The 15,118-nt window shown below is 69.8% G+C and carries 19 protein-coding genes and 1 pseudogene; 11 read left to right on the top strand and 9 right to left on the bottom strand.

Going from position 1 to position 15,118, the window contains the following annotated elements; all coding sequences use genetic code 11:
• Positions 1–68: 68 nt before the first annotated feature.
• The 4 genes from U9R90_RS28070 to U9R90_RS28055 all read left to right on the top strand — a co-directional run bounded on the left by U9R90_RS28070 (position 69) and on the right by U9R90_RS28055 (position 3,293).
• Positions 69–1,079: a metal ABC transporter substrate-binding protein gene (locus U9R90_RS28070; protein ID WP_411059470.1), complete on the top strand. Its 1,011-nt coding sequence runs from the start codon at positions 69–71 to the stop codon at positions 1,077–1,079.
• A 27-nt stretch (positions 1,080–1,106) separates the two neighbouring features.
• The gene (locus tag U9R90_RS28065) at positions 1,107–1,883 is read left to right on the top strand and encodes a metal ABC transporter ATP-binding protein (RefSeq protein WP_411059469.1); all 777 of its coding nucleotides are present in this window, start codon (positions 1,107–1,109) and stop codon (positions 1,881–1,883) included.
• Entirely contained in the window at positions 1,883–2,770 is an 888-nt protein-coding gene (locus tag U9R90_RS28060) for a metal ABC transporter permease (protein WP_411059468.1), read from the top strand. Before U9R90_RS28065 ends, U9R90_RS28060 begins: the two co-directional genes overlap by 1 nt.
• Positions 2,771–2,873: 103 nt before the next feature.
• Positions 2,874–3,293, top strand: coding sequence for a Fur family transcriptional regulator (locus U9R90_RS28055; protein WP_411059467.1), 420 nt, complete (start codon positions 2,874–2,876; stop codon positions 3,291–3,293).
• 65 nt (positions 3,294–3,358) lie between these two features.
• Here U9R90_RS28055 and U9R90_RS28050 read toward each other — a convergent pair whose 3' ends face one another.
• The 4 genes from U9R90_RS28050 to U9R90_RS28035 all read right to left on the bottom strand — a co-directional run bounded on the left by U9R90_RS28050 (position 3,359) and on the right by U9R90_RS28035 (position 6,159).
• Positions 3,359–4,186 (bottom strand): isoprenyl transferase, encoded by an 828-nt coding sequence (locus U9R90_RS28050; RefSeq protein ID WP_411059466.1) that lies wholly within the window; start codon positions 4,184–4,186, stop codon positions 3,359–3,361.
• 44 nt (positions 4,187–4,230) lie between these two features.
• Complete coding sequence (gene recO, locus U9R90_RS28045; protein WP_411059465.1) at positions 4,231–4,980, bottom strand: DNA repair protein RecO; 750 nt, start codon at positions 4,978–4,980, stop codon at positions 4,231–4,233.
• A gap of 123 nt (positions 4,981–5,103) precedes the next feature.
• The gene (locus tag U9R90_RS28040; protein ID WP_411059464.1) at positions 5,104–5,403 is read right to left on the bottom strand and encodes a DUF6342 family protein; all 300 of its coding nucleotides are present in this window, start codon (positions 5,401–5,403) and stop codon (positions 5,104–5,106) included.
• Between the two features lie 249 nt (positions 5,404–5,652).
• Positions 5,653–6,159: a hypothetical protein gene (locus U9R90_RS28035; RefSeq protein ID WP_411059463.1), complete on the bottom strand. Its 507-nt coding sequence runs from the start codon at positions 6,157–6,159 to the stop codon at positions 5,653–5,655.
• Between the two features lie 236 nt (positions 6,160–6,395).
• Here U9R90_RS28035 and U9R90_RS28030 point away from each other — a divergent pair, with 236 nt between their 5' ends.
• The gene (locus tag U9R90_RS28030) at positions 6,396–6,623 is read left to right on the top strand and encodes a hypothetical protein (RefSeq protein ID WP_411059462.1); all 228 of its coding nucleotides are present in this window, start codon (positions 6,396–6,398) and stop codon (positions 6,621–6,623) included.
• Positions 6,624–6,757: 134 nt separating this feature from the next.
• Positions 6,758–6,934, top strand: coding sequence for a DUF6243 family protein (locus U9R90_RS28025; protein ID WP_411059461.1), 177 nt, complete (start codon positions 6,758–6,760; stop codon positions 6,932–6,934).
• A 68-nt stretch (positions 6,935–7,002) separates the two neighbouring features.
• Here U9R90_RS28025 and U9R90_RS28020 read toward each other — a convergent pair whose 3' ends face one another.
• Together U9R90_RS28020 and U9R90_RS28015 are read right to left on the bottom strand one after the other, a co-directional pair.
• Positions 7,003–7,695 (bottom strand): hypothetical protein, encoded by a 693-nt coding sequence (locus tag U9R90_RS28020; protein ID WP_411059460.1) that lies wholly within the window; start codon positions 7,693–7,695, stop codon positions 7,003–7,005.
• A 163-nt stretch (positions 7,696–7,858) separates the two neighbouring features.
• On the bottom strand, positions 7,859–8,275 hold the full coding sequence (locus tag U9R90_RS28015) for a hypothetical protein (RefSeq protein WP_411059847.1): 417 nt from the start codon (positions 8,273–8,275) through the stop codon (positions 7,859–7,861).
• A 117-nt stretch (positions 8,276–8,392) separates the two neighbouring features.
• On the opposite strand from U9R90_RS28015, the pseudogene U9R90_RS28010 reads away from it, so the two are divergent.
• Positions 8,393–8,926: pseudogene (locus U9R90_RS28010) on the top strand (XRE family transcriptional regulator); the annotation flags it as partial.
• Positions 8,927–8,939: 13 nt separating this feature from the next.
• Here U9R90_RS28010 and U9R90_RS28005 read toward each other — a convergent pair.
• Both U9R90_RS28005 and U9R90_RS28000 read right to left on the bottom strand, forming a co-directional pair.
• Positions 8,940–9,260: a Uma2 family endonuclease gene (locus tag U9R90_RS28005; RefSeq protein ID WP_411059824.1), complete on the bottom strand. Its 321-nt coding sequence runs from the start codon at positions 9,258–9,260 to the stop codon at positions 8,940–8,942.
• Between the two features lie 27 nt (positions 9,261–9,287).
• Positions 9,288–9,590: a hypothetical protein gene (locus tag U9R90_RS28000; protein ID WP_411059459.1), complete on the bottom strand. Its 303-nt coding sequence runs from the start codon at positions 9,588–9,590 to the stop codon at positions 9,288–9,290.
• A gap of 299 nt (positions 9,591–9,889) precedes the next feature.
• On the opposite strand from U9R90_RS28000, the gene dusB reads away from it, so the two are divergent.
• On the top strand, positions 9,890–11,041 hold the full coding sequence (dusB, locus tag U9R90_RS27995; RefSeq protein WP_411059458.1) for a tRNA dihydrouridine synthase DusB: 1,152 nt from the start codon (positions 9,890–9,892) through the stop codon (positions 11,039–11,041).
• A gap of 27 nt (positions 11,042–11,068) precedes the next feature.
• Here dusB and U9R90_RS27990 read toward each other — a convergent pair whose 3' ends face one another.
• Entirely contained in the window at positions 11,069–11,824 is a 756-nt protein-coding gene (locus U9R90_RS27990) for a GntR family transcriptional regulator (RefSeq protein ID WP_411059457.1), read from the bottom strand.
• A gap of 323 nt (positions 11,825–12,147) precedes the next feature.
• Here U9R90_RS27990 and U9R90_RS27985 point away from each other — a divergent pair, with 323 nt between their 5' ends.
• Genes U9R90_RS27985 through U9R90_RS27975 form a run of 3 tightly spaced genes read left to right on the top strand, consistent with a single transcriptional unit; the run spans position 12,148 to position 15,118 of the window.
• On the top strand, positions 12,148–13,266 hold the full coding sequence (locus tag U9R90_RS27985; protein ID WP_411059823.1) for an ABC transporter substrate-binding protein: 1,119 nt from the start codon (positions 12,148–12,150) through the stop codon (positions 13,264–13,266).
• Entirely contained in the window at positions 13,266–14,198 is a 933-nt protein-coding gene (locus tag U9R90_RS27980) for an ABC transporter permease (protein WP_411059456.1), read from the top strand. The genes U9R90_RS27985 and U9R90_RS27980 overlap by 1 nt, the downstream gene beginning before the upstream one ends.
• Positions 14,186–15,118 carry an ABC transporter permease gene (locus U9R90_RS27975; protein WP_411059455.1) on the top strand — a complete coding sequence of 311 codons (933 nt, stop codon included), beginning with the start codon at positions 14,186–14,188 and terminating at the stop codon, positions 15,116–15,118. Before U9R90_RS27980 ends, U9R90_RS27975 begins: the two co-directional genes overlap by 13 nt.

The following is a 15,118-nucleotide window of genomic DNA, read 5'->3' as shown; positions in this document are numbered from 1 at the left end:
CCGTTCCGTGTATGGGCTGGTCTGGCCTTTGTTGACAATCGTTTCCAGATTAGTTGAAAATGAGTGTCATGAACGTACGTCGTCACCTCCGCCGCTCCCGAATAGGGACCACCGCCGTCGCCGGGGCCGCCGCCCTCGGCCTGATCACCCTGTCCGCCTGTGGCAGCTCCGACGCCGCGGGCGGGAGCGACGGCAAGCTCGACGTGGTGACGTCGTTCTACCCGATGCAGTTCCTGGCCGAGGAGATCGGCGGCGAGCACGTCGCCGCCCAGTCCCTGACCAAGCCGGGCACCGAGCCGCACGACCTGGTGATCAGCGCCAAGCAGACCGCCCAGCTCACCGAGGCGGACGTCGTGCTGTACCTCGCCGGGGTGCAGCCCGCGGTTGACGCGTCCGTCAAGCAGGCCGGTGTGAAGCACACCGTCGACGCCGCGAAGCTCACCACGCTCGAGAACCACGGCGACGACGGCCACGGCCACGGTGACGAGGCCGAGGAGGAGCACGGCGACGAGCACGCCGACGAGGGTGAGGACCACGGCGACGTGGCAGGCGAAGGCGCCGTCGACCCCCACGTCTGGCTCGACCCGGTCAAGTACGCCGAGGTCGCCAAGGGCGTCGGCAAGACCCTGGAGAAGGCCGACCCGGACCACGCGGCCGACTACAAGAAGAACACCGACAAGCTCGTCAAGAAGCTCGACGCCCTCAACACCGACTTCAAGACCGGCCTGAAGGACACCGAGACCAAGACCTTCATCACCGCCCACAGCGCCTTCGGCTACCTCGCCGAGCGCTACGGCCTCGACCAGGAGGGCATCGCCGGGCTCGACCCCGAGTCCGAGCCCAGCCCGGCCCGGATGAAGGACCTGCAGAAGGTCGCCAAGGAGGACAATGTCTCCACGATCTTCTTCGAGACCCTCGCCAGCGACAAGACGGCCAAGACCCTCGCCGACGACACCGGTCTGAAGACGGACGTCCTCGACCCGCTCGAGGGAATTACGGACCAGTCCAAGGGCGATGACTACTTCGAGGTCATGCGGTCCAACCTCACGGCGCTCAAGAAGGCACTCGGCGCCAAGTGACCCAGCAGCAAATCGAAAGGTGCAGCCATGCCCGGAGAGCGTGAGCCCGTCATAGCCCTGAGCGGGGCCACCGCCTCGCTCGGCTCACGCCCCGTGCTGCGCGGCGTCGACCTCACCGTGTCCCGCGGTGAGGTCGTCGCGCTGCTCGGAGCCAACGGCTCGGGCAAGTCCACCGCCGTCCGCGCGGCCGTCGGCCAGGTCCCGCTGACCGGCGGCTCGGTCGAGCTCTTCGGCACGCCGCTCAGGCGCTACCGCGACTGGGCCCGCGTCGGCTACGTCCCGCAGCGCACCACCGCCGCGTCCGGTGTCCCCGCCACGGTCCGCGAGGTCGTCTCGGCAGGCCGCCTGGCCCGTACGAAACTGGGCTGGCCGGGCCGCGCCGACCGCGCCGCCGTCCACCGCTCCCTGGAGCTGGTCGGCATGGCGGACCGCGCCAAGGACTCCGTCAACGCGCTCTCCGGTGGCCAGCACCAGCGGGTGCTGATAGCCCGCGCGCTGGCCGGCGAACCCGAGCTGCTGATCATGGACGAGCCGATGGCGGGCGTCGACCTGGCCAGCCAGGAGGTACTCGCCGGAGCCCTCAGGGAACAGGTCGCCGCGGGCGTCACCGTCCTGCTCGTCCTGCACGAGCTGGGCGCCCTGGAGCCGCTTATCGACCGCGCGGTCGTACTCCGCGACGGCTGCGTCGTGCACGACGGCGCGCCCCCCGAGGCCGTCGGCCAGCACGCACTGCCAGGACACGACCACGTACACCCGCACGCGGCGCACGACGCCGAGCCGATCAGGACAGGGCTGCTGACGTAATGGACATCCTCGACTACGCCTTCATGCAGCGGGCCCTGATCGCGGCCACCCTGGTCGGCCTCACCGCCCCCGCCATCGGCACCTACCTGGTCCAGCGCCGCCAGGCGATCATGGGCGACGGCATCGGCCATGTCGCGATGACCGGCGTAGCGCTCGGATTCCTGCTGAGCACCAACCCCGTCTGGATGGCGACCCTGGTCGCCGTCATCGGCTCGGTCGGCATGGAGCTGATCCGCTCCCGCGGCAAGACCAGCGGCGACGTCGCGCTGGCCATGCTCTTCTACGGCGGCATGGCGGGCGGCGTCATGATCATCAACCTCGCGCCGAACGGCTCGACGGCCAACCTGACCGGCTACCTCTTCGGCTCGATCACCACGGTCGCCCCCGAGGACATCACGGCGATCTGGATCCTGGCCGCCTTCGTGGTGGCGATCACCATCGGCCTGCGCCGCCAGCTGTTCGCCGTCTGCCAGGACGAGGAGTTCGCCCGCGTCACCGGCCTCCCGGTGCGGCTGCTCAACCTGCTGATCGCGGTCACCGCCGCGGTCACCGTGACGGTCGCCATGCGCATCGTCGGCCTGCTCCTGGTCAGCGCGATGATGGTGATCCCGGTCGCGGCCGCCCAGCGCGTCACACGCAGCTTCACGGCGACCCTCGGGCTCGCCATGGGCATAGGGGTGACCGTGGCACTGTCCGGCACGATCACGACGTACTACGTGGAAGCCCCGTCGGGCGCGGCCATCGTGCTGCTCGCCATCGGCGTCTTCATGGTGCTCACGGCGGTGGCGACACCGCTGGCCAGGTACCGCGCGCGGGCCGCCGCGGCGGCCGAGGCGGAGTGCACGCTTCCGGGCTCGCGACGGGGGGCGGACGACGTGAAGGTGTGAGGGTGTGGTGGGCTCGTACGGGCCCCTGGGGGTAGGCATGCCTTACGCGGCCGGTGGACCTGGCACAATGGCCCGGCAGCAGAGCAGAGGTGAGGAGGCAACGGTGACCACCGCTGGACCCCCAGTGCGCGGCCGATCGACCCGACAGCGTGCCGCAGTGGCGGCGGCGCTCGACGAGGTGGACGAGTTCCGCAGCGCGCAGGAGCTGCACGACATGCTCAAACACCGGGGTGACTCGGTCGGGCTGACCACCGTGTACCGCACCCTGCAGTCCCTCGCGGACGCCGGCGAGGTCGACGTCCTGCGTACCAGCGACGGCGAGTCCGTCTACCGCCGCTGCTCCACCGGCGAACACCACCACCATCTGGTGTGCCGGGTCTGCGGCAAGGCGGTCGAGGTCGAGGGCCCGGCCGTGGAGAAGTGGGCCGAGGCCATCGCGACGGAGCACGGGTACGTCAACGTGGCGCACACCGTGGAGGTCTTCGGTACGTGCGCGGAGTGCGCGGCCAAGACGAAGTCCTGAGCCGCGCTCGCGTCCGCGGGCGGGCTACGGCCAAGTCCTGAGCCGCGCCCGCTTCCGCGGGCGGGCTACTTCGATCCGCTGGCCAGCTGCTCCTCGTTCGGGATCGCCCCGCCGAAGCGGCGGTCCCGGGACGCGTACTCGACGCAGGCGCGCCACAGGTCGCGGCGGTCGAAGTCCGGCCACAGCACGTCCTGGAACACCATCTCGGCGTAACTGCTCTGCCAGATCAGGTAGTTCGAGGTCCGCTGCTCACCGCTCGGGCGCAGGAAGAGGTCCACATCCGGCATGTCCGGGTAGTACAGATACTTCTGGATCGTCTTCTCGTTGACCTTCGCCGGGTCCAGCTTCCCCGCCGCCACATCGGCCGCGAGCTTCTGGGCGGCGTCCGCCAGCTCCGCGCGACCGCCGTAGTTGACGCAGAAGTACAGCGTCATCGCGTCGTTCCGCGTGGTCTGCTCCTGGGCGACCTGGAGCTCCTCGACCACGGACTTCCAGAGCTTGGGCATCCGGCCCACCCAGCGGATCCGGATCCCCAGCTCGTCCATCTCGTCGCGACGGCGCCGGATCACGTCCCGGTTGAAGTTCATCAGGAAGCGCACCTCTTCGGGCGAGCGCTTCCAGTTCTCGGTGGAGAAGGCGTACAGGGAGAGGTTCTTGACGCCCATCTCCAGGCACCCCTTCAGGACGTCCATCACGACGCCCTCACCGACCTTGTGCCCCTCGGTGCGTGGCAGCCCGCGGTCCTTGGCCCAGCGGCCGTTGCCGTCCATGACGACCGCCACATGGTTGGGGACGAGCTCCGCGGAGAGCTTCGGCGGCCGCGCGCCCGACTCATGCGGCTCGGGTGCCTTGTACTCGCGGCGGGTGCGCCCCAGAATCCCGCGTCGTGCCATGTGGTCTCTCGTCTCCCTAGCCTTGCCAGCTTCTCTGGATCTTCTCAGCTTTTCTCTACGTACCGCAGCGAACGCAGCCCGCGCTCCAGATGCCAGTGCAGATACGCCGACACCAGACCGCTGCCCTCCCGGACGTGCCGCGCCTCACACGCGTCCGCCGTCTCCCAGTCCCCGGTCAGCAACGCCCCGAGGAGGGCGACGGCCTCCGCAGAGGGTACGACGCTTCCGGGCGCCCGACACTCCGCGCAGACCACACCGCCGGCGGCCACCGAGAAGAACCGATTCGGTCCCGGCATCCCGCACTTGGCGCAGTTGTCGAAGCTGGGCGCGTAGCCGTTGACGGCGAGCGAGCGGAGGAGGAACGCGTCGAGGACGAGGTTGGGCGCGTGTTCCCCGCGCGAGAGGGTCCGCAGCCCGCCCACCAGCAGGAGGTACTGCTGTACGGCGGGCTCGCCCTCGTGGTCGGTGAACCGCTCGGCGGTCTCCAGCATCGCCGTCCCCGCGGTGTACCGCGCGTAGTCGGCGACGATCCCGCCACCGTACGGAGCGATCGTCTCGCTCTGTGTGCACAGCGGAAGCCCGCGCCCGATCAGCTCACTCCCACGCGAGAAGAACTGCACGTCGACGTGCGAGAAGGGTTCCAGCCGGGCCCCGAACTTGGACTTGGTCCGCCGGACCCCGCGAGCCACGGCCCGCACCCGCCCATGCCCGCGAGTGAGCAGCGTGATGATCCGGTCCGCCTCACCCAGCTTCTGGGTGCGCAGCACGACGCCGTCATCACGGAACAGGCTCATGAAGCCCATTGTCGCTTACCACGCGTGGGGCCTGGGGCCGGGTGGCGCCGGCCCGGCCTCATGGCAGTGGGGGCGGTGGCAGACTCCGCCACCGCCCCCACTGGGCCATCAGACGCGTGCCTCTCAGTACGACAGGTCCTTCTGCTCCGTGATCAGGCGACCGGCGATGTGCAGGTTGCCCTCGGAGTCGAGCACCGCGATGACCTTCTTCGTACGGCCGTGGTGGGTCGTGAAGTAGATCTTGTCCGCCTCCTGGGAGGTGGAGTAGTTCGTGTTCACCGACAGCTCGATACTCACCGGCGAGCTGATGAGCACGTCCTTCTTGGGCGAGGTCGGGTAGATCTGGTTCTGTACCAGCTTGACGCGGCCGTGGGTGTCCCCCTCGTTCCAGTCCGTCGCCAGTCCGAGATCGATGTCAGCCATGAGGCTTCCTCCCAAGTCCTGGCGGGTCGCCCTCTTGTGGCTTCGGCCGCGTCGTTCCGTGCGTGAAGCCCGCCAAGCACGCCCGCTACCCAGTGAGAACTCTCCCGGCCGGGTGACGTGAGACATCACCCGAACCGATCGAGAACCTACACGGTTCAATCACCCAATGACATAGGATCTTTGGCATATTCGACCAAAGGCTAATAGTGGCTTACCCATGGCTGAATCGGTCTGTATTTGGCAAAAGGATCATATGGTCCGTTGATGCGCCGTACGTCGCCAGTACGACCACGTCACGGCGGCCGCCAGAGGGCCGATCGCGAACAGCGGGGCGAAGACGAACGCGGCCACGGTGCTCGCCGTGCCGGACAGGTAGGACTGGCTCTCGACGGTGAAGTAGACGAGCACCTGGCTCAGTTCCAGCAGGATCACGGCGGTCGTCGCGGCGACGGCGGCGATACCGACAGCCCTGGGACGGCGTGGCCGCCACCGCTCGCTCACCAGGAGCAGCGGCAGCAGTGCGGCGCACTCGATGAGCACGGACAGGCCGACGACGTACGCGATGCCCCAGCCGGGGATGCCGTACTGCTCGCGCAGCACCTCGTCGCTGTAGCCCACGTATATCCCGGAGGCCATGGCAATCCGCCACAGTCCGGAGGGTACGGCGCAGAGCGCGATGGCGTGTGCGGCTCGGCGGGGCCAGCGGGCGGTGGGTTGCTCGGTGGTGGGTCGCTCGGTGGTGGCGGTCGTCGTCATGCGGAACAGATTGCCGGTGTGCCGTGCGACGCCGCGTCGTCCTGAGCGGCGAGGCGCCTCCGCCGGGTGGGGGAGGCGGGGCCTCGTGGGGTGGAGCCCCGCCCCGACTGCCGGTTCCCGGCTCGGGGCGTTTCGGCCGCAGCTACGCCGGGGCCACGGCTTCGTCGGCTTCGTACAGGCTGTGCAAGCGGAGGCGTTAGCGGCACACTGGGCGCCCCCGAACCCAGGAGCCCTAGATGCCGTCCACGACCACCAGCAAGGTCAGCCGCTGGGACCAACACGGGCGGGCGCACACCGTCCAGGTAGGCAGGTCCGGGATGCAGCGCACCCTGGTCTGCGAGACCTGCGGCTGGCGCAAGGGTGCCCAGTTCCTGCCCTGGCTGAAGGCCGAGGCGCACCTCGCCGAGGCCCACCAGGCGACCGTGGACCCCGCAGCACGCCCCGGCGCCGCGAAATCCGGGTGATGGGCCCAGATGGGCGCGGTATCGTCCACGCCATGAACCTCTTCCAGATTTACGAGTGAGAGCCCGGCGGGCGGCACACAACAGCCCCCGACCGACGAAGCCAGCATCACTTCTCACCTCAATGGGAGACACCCATGGCAAAGCGCAACAACCTCCTCGGCGTAGGCGGACAGCGCAAGAAGCTGTCCCGCGCCGACCAGCAGGGCACAGGTCCGGCGCGTAACGCCGACCGCAAGACGGCGGCCGAGCAGAAGCAGGAGCTCCTGCGGAAGATGCGCGAGCGCGCGCAGGGCGCCGAGAGCGACAGCTGACGGCTCGTAGTAACGCGGAGGGGCGGGGAGGTGATTCCCCGCCCCTCCGTCCTGCGTCCTGCGGGCGGTCAGTGCCCGTGGGGTTCGTCGTCGTGACCGGGCTCGTCGGCTGTGGGCTTTTCCGTCTTCGACGGCTCCGGCGCGCCGGACTCATCTGTGTCCGCGGAAGGTGTCGGGGACGTACCGGAGTGGGTGTCCCGTGGTTCGGCGTCACCGTCCTCGTGGCCGGGGGCGTCGCCGTCGTGGCCGTGCGGCTCCGACTCGTCCGCCGTGCCGTGGCTGTGGCTGTGACTCATGGCGGTCTCCACCGCGGGCATCGTCGTCGCGGCCACCGCCGCACTCGCGGCCCCGACCAGCAGCACCGCCCGCATCGAGCTGGCGAAGCCGCGGGCCGGGCGCTGCCGGATGCGCCACAGCGCCACCACGCAGATCACCGCTTGGAAGACCGCGGCGGTCGCATCGGCGCGGGTGATGCCCTCGGGGACTCCCGCGCCGGGGCCCACCGGCATCCCCTCCGTCCGGCTGACCACCCACGTCGCGATGACTCCGGCGTTGGCGAGCAGGCCGAGCAGCATGACGGCCCGGCCTGAGGACCGGAGTACGGCCACCGCCCAGCCCGCCTGGAAGGCGCCGATGGCGTAGAAGAACACCCCGGCAGCCCACCACTCGGCGTAGTGGTCCGCGGCCGACGCGAGGTGGATCGCGGCGGCGCCCAGCGAGGCGAAGGCGGCGACGATACGGGCCGCGCCCACGTCCGCCATGACGCGCGAGGCGTTCCCGTCCCTGTTCCTGGCTCTGTTCGTATTCCCGTTTCTGTTCCTGCTTCTGGTTCCCATGGGCAACTGCTCCGTGTGTGGTCTGCCGAGTCCGAGGTCTGCCGTCTGTGTGCTCACTGCGCGTAGGCAGTGGCACACGGCGCCTCTTCTAGACCCGCAGTACGGACAGAGCGGCCAGAGACGGTGAGGGAGGGGACCGGGACGACGTGGGGCAGCCGCGCCGCATGAGGACGGGGCACGAATCGCCCGTGGAGTCGGCGGCGCCTGCGGCCAGGGCCGGCTGGTGGAACGGCCCGCCGCTGGCGACGATCTCGCAGGAGGTGCCGTCGTGCCTGTCCTCACGCGGCTCGGTTCCGCACTCGTGCGGCTGCGGCTGCGGCCGCGTGTGCGCGTGCGGCTGCGGTGCCGGGAGCGGGGCGGGCATGGCCAGCAGGGCGTGGTCGGGGTGCTTCGGAAGATGCGTGGCAGCCCCGGCGAGCCCGTGCTCCAGTGCGAGGGCGAGGATCGCCACCAGCATCAGCTGGCGCACCACCGTCCCACCGCGCATCGCAAGGTCTCCGTCCATGGTCCTGCTGGTCCCGCCGTAAGCGGGTCAACCTACCGCGTCACCCGGCAGCCGCAGGCTCAAGAGCACCGTGAGCATCACCACGCCCAGCTGCACCAGCAGCGGTCGCCCGGCGACAGCTGCGCCGCCATCGCCCCGGCGCTGCGCCAGATGCTGGAGCAGCTCGAACCGTTCCCGGCCTGCGTCCAGAACGAGCGGTACGACATCCTCGCCTACAACCGCACATACGGACGGCTGCTCTGTGACCTCGACGCGGTGGCTCCCGAGGACCGCAACTCCATGCTCCTCTGCTACACCAACGCCGACTGGCGGGCGTCGCTCGTGGACCCTGAGGAGGTGACCCGGCTGATGGCCGCCAAGTTCCGCGCGGCCATGGCCGGGCATCTGGCCGAGCCCGCCTGGAAGACGCTGCTCAAGCGGCTCCAGGCGTTTGAGGAGTTCCGCGAAGTGTGGAAGCGGCACGAGGTGATGGCCGCCCGCAGCAAGACCAAGCAGTTCCGCAACGCGGAGGTCGGCCTGGTCTCCCTGGTCCACACCGACCTGTGGCTGGGCCCCAGCATCGGCCCGCGGATGGTGACCTACGTCCCCGCGGACGCCGAGTCCCACCACCGCGTCGAGAAGCTCCACGCGGCGGCGGTTGCCAGGTCCTGAGCGTATGAGCGGCTCAACCGCCCGTGGCGCCGGTGCCTTCGGTGTTGTCGGTGCCTTCGGCGTCCTCGGTGGGCGGTTCGAACTCCGACGTGTCGAGGTCGCAGTCGAAGGGTGCGGGGATGCGCAGCTTCGCTCCGAACGGCGCCGTGGTCCGGGACCGGTATCCCTTCCCCGATGGTTCCGAGAACACCGTGGCCGTCTCGTCCCGCATGTCGACCAGGAGGTAGACCGGAACGCCCGCTCTACCGTAGACCGGGACCTTGTCCTCCCAGTCCACGCCGCGCGTTGACGTGGAGGTGAGCTCGGCGACGAACGAGAGGGCTTCGCCGTCGATGTACCGCTCCTGGGTGCGGAAGGCGGTCTACGCGGCCGCGTAGATGTCGGGGCCGTAGGCGCGCTCTTCACCAGGGAAGGTGAAGAGGAACGGGGCCGCGGACATCGTGTGATCCGACGGGCGATGTGGCTTCAGCTGGTCCTGGATGGACTCCATGATGGGCAGGTAGAACCCCTTGGACCACGGCGACATGACGATGTTTCCCCCGACGATCTCCGCCCGGTATCCCTCGGGCACATCCATGGTCAGCAGCGTCCGGCACAGCGCCTCGAAGCGCGCTGAACCGTGGGGGACCTCTGTCGTCTGCGGCTGCTCAAGCATCAGTGTCATGATGCGCCCTCCCTGGCGTCCGAGCCAGACGGCCCGGCAGGTAATCATCCGGGAACCCAGAGTGGCGGGAGGGTCTGACAGTGCGCCCAGACCGTAAGGCTGGCTAACGAACCGCCGCATCCGCTCGGGGCTGTCGCACCCTTGCGTCACAATGGGGTGATGACCACGCTCGCCCCCGCGACCCCCGCCCCCCTCGCCATCGGCCCGCACACCGTGCANAGTGCGCCCAGACCGTAAGGCTGGCTAACGAACCGCCGCATCCGCTCGGGGCTGTCGCACCCTTGCGTCACAATGGGGTGATGACCACGCTCGCCCCCGCGACCCCCGCCCCCCTCGCCATCGGCCCGCACACCGTGCAGCCGCCCGTGGTGCTCGCCCCCATGGCGGGGATCACCAACGCGCCGTTTCGCACCCTGTGCCGGGAGTTCTCCGGGGGTAAGGGGCTGTTCGTCAGCGAGATGATCACCACGCGGGCGCTGGTCGAGCGCAACGAGAAGACCATGCAGCTGATCCACTTCGACGAGAGCGAGAAGCCCCGGTCGATCCAGCTGTACGGCGTGGACCCGGTCACCGTCGGCAAGGCGGTCCGCATGATCGCGGAGGAGGACCGGGCCGATCACATCGACCTGAACTTCGGCTGCCCGGTCCCCAAGGTCACGCGCAAGGGCGGGGGCTCGGCGCTTCCGTACAAGCGGAACCTGCTGCGCTCGATCCTGCGGGAGGCGGTCAGCGGGGCCGGGGAGATCCCCGTCACGATGAAGATGCGCAAGGGCATCAACGACGACCACATCACCTACCTCGACGCCGGGCGGATAGCCGTCGAGGAAGGCGTCACGGCGATCGCGCTGCACGGCCGCACCGCCGCCCAGCACTACGGCGGCACGGCCGACTGGGACGCCATCGCGCGGCTCAAGGAGCATGTCCCGGAGATTCCGGTCCTCGGGAACGGCGACATCTGGTCGGCCGACGACGCCGTGCGGATGATGCGCGAGACCGGGTGCGACGGGGTGGTCGTGGGGCGTGGGTGCCTCGGGCGGCCCTGGCTCTTCGGCGACCTGGTGAGCGTCTTCGAGGGGACCGAGGGGCCCGCCGCCCCCACCCTCCGCGAGGTCGCCGTCGTGATGGTCCGCCACGCCCAACTGCTCGGCGAGTGGATCGGCGACGAGGCGCGCGGGGTCATCGACTTCCGTAAGCATGTCGCCTGGTATCTGAAGGGCTTCGCGGTCGGATCCGAGATGCGCAAGCGGCTGGCCATCACGTCCTCGCTGGCCGAACTCGAAGCCGGACTGCACGAGTTGGACCTCGACCAGGCCTGGCCGGTGGGTGCCGACGGGCCGCGCGGGCGTACGTCGGGCAACAACCGCGTGGTGCTGCCGGACGGTTGGCTGAACGACCCGTACGACTGCGCGGGGGTCAGCCCGGACGCCGAGCTGGACACCTCCGGCGGCTGACGGCCGGGTACGACGAGCGGGCGCGGCTCAGCCGCCCAGCTTGCCCGCGTGACGCGACAGCGGGGCGATGTCCGCCGAGTTGCTGACGCTGAAGGTCACGCTGCCCGCGACATAGCGGTCGTCGGTCCACTCGATGGGGCGGCCCGCCGCCGTGCAGGTCAGGTGGCGCTGGCGCAGTAGCGGGGTGCCGTCGGCTATCCGGAGCAGCCGGGCGTCGTCGCCGCTCGCCGCGAGTGCGTCCAGCAGGTGTTCGCCGTACTGCGCCACGATGCCGTGCTCGTCGGCGATGCTGTTCATGATCGACGGACAGTCCTCGGGCAGCGTCTCCACGGCCGGTGCGACCCAGCCCGCGTACGCGGTGCGCTCCAGCATGGCGGGCTCGCCGTCCAGAAGCCGCAGCCGTAGCGCGTACAGGATCTCGGACCCCGGGGCGAGCGAGAGGCGCTCGGACTCGGTGGTGGTCGCGGGGCGCCGGGTGCGGGACAGAAAGCGGCTCGACGTCGCGTAGCCCATCGCCTCGGCCCACTGCGCGAAGCTGTTCAACTCCGCGAAACTGTGGCGGCGTTCGCGGCGCAGGACGATCCGCCGCGCGCCCTGCCGGGAGCCGATCAGGCCCTCCGCGACCAGTACGGCGATGGCCTGGCGGACCGTGCCGCGCGAGGCCGACCACTCGGCGGCCAGGCCGCTCTCCGTGGGCAGCTGGGCTCCCACCGGATAGGCGCCGCCGAGGATCGACCGGCGCAGTGCGTCCGCGATCTCCAGATAGCGTGCCGTGCCCCCCACGCGGGTGCCCCCTGATTCCGAGCCCGTAGCTCCGTGCCGTGTGCGGTCGGTCGCGGAGTGTTCCGCCTCCCTGTTCACCCTAACCTCGCCGACGCGGCGGGTTCACGGAGTCAACGCAGGGGGCGCAGGGGGCGGTTCGGCGACGGCCCTGGATCTTCCGGCAGCGGTGTGGCGAACGTCATGAGCTGTTAATGCGGCGGACAACTGCTCCGGGCGAACTGATGCCAGCTTGTTCAGACAAGTTCTGGGCAACGCCCCCACACCCCGCTTCCTCGTCTCTGGGAGAGACCGTGTTCAGACCCTCCGGCCGTGGTGCGGCCGCGCTGCTCGGTGCCGCCGTACTCACATCGCTCACCGCCTGCGGTGCCGCGCCCGACGACTCGGCCGACGCCGGGAACAAGGTGAAGGCGGGCTCCACCGCCTCCGCGTCCGACTTCGGCGGCATGAAGAAGCTCGTCGCGGCCGCCGAGAAGGAGGGCAAGCTCAACGTCATCGCCCTGCCGCCGGACTGGGCGAACTACGGCGAGGTCATCAAGGCCTTCGAGGAGAAGTACCCCAAGATCAAGGTCAACAGCGAGAACCCGGACGCCTCCAGCGCCGACGAGATCGCCGCCGTGAAGTCGCGGAAGGGCCAGAAGCGCGCCCCCGACGTCCTGGACCTCGGGATCGCCTTCGCCCGCAGCGCATCCGAAGAGGGCCTGTTCGCCCCGTACAAGGTCGCGACCTGGGACAAGATCCCGGACACCCAGAAGGACGCCGACGGCCGCTTCTACAACGACTACGGCGGCTATGTCTCCATCGGGTGCGACGCCAAGCGCATCAAGAAGTGCCCGGAGACCTTCGCCGACCTCCTCAAGCCCGAGTACAAGGGCAAGGTCGCGCTCAACGGCAACCCGACCAAGTCCGGCTCCGCCTTCGGCGGCGTCTACGCCGCGTCGCTCGCCAACAAGGGCTCCTTCGGCGACATCCAGCCGGGCGTCGACTTCTTCGCCAAGCTGAAGAAGAGCGGCAACTTCATCCCCGTCGAGTCGACCCCGGCGACCGTCGAGAAGGGCGAGACGCCGATCTCGATCGACTGGGACTACCTGAACGCCGGTTACGCCGACCAGTTCAAGGAGAAGGGCGTCGACTGGCAGGTCTCCGTCCCCAGCGACGGCGTCTACGCCCAGTACTACTCGCAGGCCATCAACAAGGAGGCACCCCACCCGGCGGCCGCCCGCCTGTGGATGGAGTTCCTCTACAGCCCCGAGGGCCAGAACCTCTGGCTCAAGGGCTACGCCCGCCCCGTACTGCTGCCCGCCATGACCGACGACGGCACCGCCGACAAGGACTTCGTCGCCAAGCTCCCCGAGGTCGAGGGCACCCCCGAGTTCCCGACCTCCGACGAACTCGACAAGGCCAAGGAAGACCTCGCCAAGAACTGGGACAAGGCCCTCTCCTGATGTCAGTCCCCGCCCAGTCCGCCCCGTCCGCCGCCGACGGCAGCCGCAGCAGCACCAGCAGCGGCACGAGCAGCACCAGCCGTCGGCGGCGGCGTGGCCCGCGCACCTGGCTGGCCACCGTCCCGCTGCTCGCCTTCACCGGCCTCTGCTTCGGGCTCCCGGTCGCCGCCCTGCTGTACGGCGCCTTCACCCGCGACGACCCGGACACCGGTGCCACCTCCTTCACCGGCGAGCACGTCGAACGCTCCCTCCAGGGCCCCTACCTGAACTCGCTGATCGGCAGCGTGCAGCTCTCCACACTGGTCGCGGTGATCGGCTCCCTCGCCGGGGTCCTGATCGCCCAGGCCATCGTGACCTCGCGCCGCCAGTGGCTGCGCAGCGCGACCCTCACCGCGTCCGGCGTACTGGCCAACTTCGGTGGTGTGCCACTGGCGTTCGCGTTCATCGCGACCCTCGGCATCTCCGGCGTGGTCACCGAACTCGCCAGCCTCGGCGACCTCGGCTGGAACCTGTACTCCTTCACCGGGCTCGCTGTCGTCTACCTGTACTTCCTCACACCGCTGATGGTGCTGGTGATCATTCCGGCGCTCGACGGGCTGCGGCCCCAGTGGCGCGAAGCCGCGCAGAACAACGGTGCGAGCGGGCCGCAGTTCTGGCGCATGGTCGGGCTGCCGGTGCTCGCGCCCTCGCTGATGGGCGGCTTCGTCCTGCTCTTCGGCAGCGCCTTCGCCGCGCACGCCACCGCCGCCGCCCTGGTCGGCGGCTCCGTACCCCTGGTCACCCTGAAGATCGCGGACGCGCTGTCCGGCAACGTCATGGTCGGCCAGGAGAACGTGGCGCTCGCCCTCGGCCTCGACATGATCCTGATCGCCGGACTGGTCATGGCCGTCTATCTGCCCCTCCAGCGACGGAGCGCCCGATGGCTGCACTGACCTCTACGTCCCCTGCCCCGGCCCCTGTTCAGGCCGCGCCCGAAGACGACGCGCCGGTACGGAAGACCCGCCGCCGCCCGCGCGTCTGGCGCGGGGCGGTCCTGGGCCTGGCCGGGCTCTACTTCCTCATCCCGCTCGTCTCGTCCTTCGTCTTCACCGTGCATGTGCCGGGCCAGGGCGTCTCCTTCGAGGCGTACACCGGGATCCTGGGCGCGGAGGGCTTCACGGACAGCCTGTTGCTCTCGCTCGGTCTCGCGGCGGCCACCATCGCGCTGGCCCTGCTGCTCGCGGTGCCCGCGCTGATCGCGGTGCGGCTCGGGTCGCCCCGGCTGCGGCCCGTCATCGAGGTCATGTGCATGCTGCCGCTGGTCGTGCCGCCGATCGCGCTGGTCACCGGCATCACCACGGTCCTGCGCTGGGGCCCGGAGAAACTGTCCCGCACCCCGCTCTACCAGACCTTCCTGGCCGTCCAGGACGAAAGCTTCCCGCTCGTCCTCGTCTTCGCCTATACGGTGCTGGCGCTCCCGTTCGTCTACCGGTCGCTGGACGCCGGGCTGCGCGCCATCGACGTACCCACCCTCGTGGAGGCCGCCCGCAACTGCGGCGCCAGCTGGCCGTACGTCGTCGTCCGGGTCATCCTGCCCAACCTGCGCGCCGCACTCGCCGGGGCCGCGTTCCTCACCCTGGCCCTGGTGCTCGGTGAGTTCACCATCGCGGCGCTGCTCGGCTACGAGCCCTTCGCGGTGTGGATCGTGACGATCTCCGGGGCCCAGGCGCGGATGTCGGTGGCCGTGTCCGTCCTCAGCCTTTTGATCACCTGGGCGCTGCTCCTGGTCCTCTCGCGCGCGGGAACCGGCGCGAAGGCCGCGAACGCGGTGGCCGGAGCCCCCTCGTCACCCATGCCCAGCAAGGAGTCGTAA

Source organism: Streptomyces sp. E11-3, from assembly GCF_046540415.1.
Taxonomy (GTDB): domain Bacteria; phylum Actinomycetota; class Actinomycetes; order Streptomycetales; family Streptomycetaceae; genus Streptomyces.
The sequence above is the reverse complement of the archived record's forward strand: the minus strand, read 5'-3'. Positions and strand labels throughout refer to the sequence as shown.

Bases quoted from the DNA above. Each gene is read 5' to 3' on its own strand.
- U9R90_RS27975 (WP_411059455.1), top strand. From the start codon at position 14,186: ATGGCTGCACTGACCTCTACGTCCCCTGCCCCGGCCCCTGTTCAGGCC.
- U9R90_RS28025 (WP_411059461.1), top strand. From the start codon at position 6,758: ATGGCAAAGCGCAACAACCTCCTCGGCGTAGGCGGACAGCGCAAGAAG.
- U9R90_RS28015 (WP_411059847.1), bottom strand. From the start codon at position 8,275: ATGGACGGAGACCTTGCGATGCGCGGTGGGACGGTGGTGCGCCAGCTG.
- U9R90_RS28020 (WP_411059460.1), bottom strand. From the start codon at position 7,695: ATGGCGGACGTGGGCGCGGCCCGTATCGTCGCCGCCTTCGCCTCGCTG.
- U9R90_RS27980 (WP_411059456.1), top strand. From the start codon at position 13,266: ATGTCAGTCCCCGCCCAGTCCGCCCCGTCCGCCGCCGACGGCAGCCGC.
- U9R90_RS28000 (WP_411059459.1), bottom strand. From the start codon at position 9,590: ATGACACTGATGCTTGAGCAGCCGCAGACGACAGAGGTCCCCCACGGT.
- U9R90_RS28060 (WP_411059468.1), top strand. From the start codon at position 1,883: ATGGACATCCTCGACTACGCCTTCATGCAGCGGGCCCTGATCGCGGCC.
- dusB (WP_411059458.1), top strand. From the start codon at position 9,890: ATGACCACGCTCGCCCCCGCGACCCCCGCCCCCCTCGCCATCGGCCCG.
- U9R90_RS28040 (WP_411059464.1), bottom strand. From the start codon at position 5,403: ATGGCTGACATCGATCTCGGACTGGCGACGGACTGGAACGAGGGGGAC.
- U9R90_RS28030 (WP_411059462.1), top strand. From the start codon at position 6,396: ATGCCGTCCACGACCACCAGCAAGGTCAGCCGCTGGGACCAACACGGG.
- recO (WP_411059465.1), bottom strand. From the start codon at position 4,980: ATGAGCCTGTTCCGTGATGACGGCGTCGTGCTGCGCACCCAGAAGCTG.
- U9R90_RS28070 (WP_411059470.1), top strand. From the start codon at position 69: ATGAACGTACGTCGTCACCTCCGCCGCTCCCGAATAGGGACCACCGCC.
- U9R90_RS28050 (WP_411059466.1), bottom strand. From the start codon at position 4,186: ATGGCACGACGCGGGATTCTGGGGCGCACCCGCCGCGAGTACAAGGCA.
- U9R90_RS28035 (WP_411059463.1), bottom strand. From the start codon at position 6,159: ATGACGACGACCGCCACCACCGAGCGACCCACCACCGAGCAACCCACC.
- U9R90_RS28065 (WP_411059469.1), top strand. From the start codon at position 1,107: ATGCCCGGAGAGCGTGAGCCCGTCATAGCCCTGAGCGGGGCCACCGCC.